The sequence below is a fragment of the Terrabacter tumescens genome, assembly GCF_014646815.1.
In the GTDB taxonomy this organism is placed as follows: Bacteria; Actinomycetota; Actinomycetes; order Actinomycetales; family Dermatophilaceae; genus Terrabacter; species Terrabacter tumescens.
Genome location: NZ_BMNZ01000019.1, coordinates 1 through 1,344 on the forward strand (window position 1 = coordinate 1; position 1,344 = coordinate 1,344).

Sequence of the window (1,344 nt, forward strand, 5' to 3'; positions counted from 1 at the left end):
TGTCCCGTCCCGGGTCTGATGGAGGCTCTCATTCCACGGAAGGATGAGAGTCATGGCAGCACCGAGAAAGTACCCGGACGAGCTCCGGGAGCGAGCGATCAGGATGGCCGTTGACCTGCGGCGTGATCCGGCCACCAAGCAAGGCGCACTGCAACGGGTCGGTGCGCAGCTCGGCATCAACCCGGACACGTTGCGCAACTGGGTCCAGCAGGCCGAGGTCGACGAGGGCCACCGACCGGGCGTGAGCACCGCTGAGGCGAAGCGGATCGCCGAGCTCGAGCGGGAGGTCAAGGAGCTGCGCCGGGCGAACGAGATCCTGCGGACGGCGTCCGCGTTTTTCGCCGCAGCGGAGCTCGACCGCAAGCTGAAGTAAGCACCACAGTGCCGACCGGGGTGCTCGTCGAGTACATCGACGAGCACCGCGACCGGTTCGGGGTCGAGCCGATCTGCACAGCCTTGACGGCAGCAGGCACGCAGATCGCCCCGAGCACGTACTACGCGGCCAAGAAGCGCGCGCCGTCGGCGCGGGCGATGAGCGATGCGGTGACGCTGGCGCGGATCGTGACGATCCACGCCGAGAACTACGGCGTGTACGGCATCCGGAAGGTCCACGCCGAGCTGCGCCGGCAAGGTCATCTGGTGGCTCGCTGTACGACGCACCGGTTGATGAGATCCGTTGGCCTGCAGGGCGTGAGCCGCGCGAAGGGGCCACGCACGACGATCCCGGGCAGCGGACCGGACACCCGACCGGACCTGGTGCAGCGGTCGTTCACCGCGACCGCCCCGGACCAGCTGTGGGTCGCGGACATCACCTACTGCCGCACCTTCGCCGGGTGGGTGTACGCCGCGTTCGTCATCGACGTTTACTCCCGTCGTGTCGTCGGCTGGCAGCTGTCCAAGAACCTGCGCACCGACCTGGCCCTGGACGCCCTGGAGATGGGGTTGTGGGACCGGGCGCGCGGCGGCCGGGACACCACCGGCCTGATTCACCACTCCGACAAAGGAGTTCAGTACGTCGCGGTGCGTTACACCCAGCGCCTTGCCGACGCCGGCGTGGTCGCCTCCGTCGGGTCGACCGGTGACTCCTACGACAACGCCCTGGCCGAGGCGTTCAACTCGCTGTTCAAGGCAGAGCTAATCCGCAACCGCGGGCCGTGGCGATCGATCGATGACCTCGAGATCGCGGTCGCGGAGTACATCGACTGGTTCAACCACCGTCGCCTCCATGGCGAGATCGGGCTCGTCCCACCCGTCGAGCTCGAAGACCAGCACTACCGACAGAACCCCGTGACGGCTACTGTCAAAACGTCAGTTCCGAGCCTCCACTAAACCCGGGACGGGACA

At 67.2% G+C, this 1,344-nt stretch carries 1 protein-coding gene and 1 other annotated feature; the gene reads left to right on the forward strand.

The genetic code is table 11. From position 1 onward, the window contains the following. Window positions 1-52 precede the first annotated feature (52 nt). Window positions 53-1,329 (forward strand): IS3 family transposase gene (locus IEY30_RS21685; RefSeq protein ID WP_156035520.1). Its coding sequence is split into 2 segments (ribosomal slippage): window positions 53-344 and window positions 344-1,329, totalling 1,278 coding nucleotides; the frame shifts between segments, so codons are not numbered across the junction. After that, window positions 331-486 (forward strand) — a sequence feature (AL1L pseudoknot). It overlaps the preceding gene by 156 nt. Window positions 1,330-1,344: the final 15 nt, after the last annotated feature.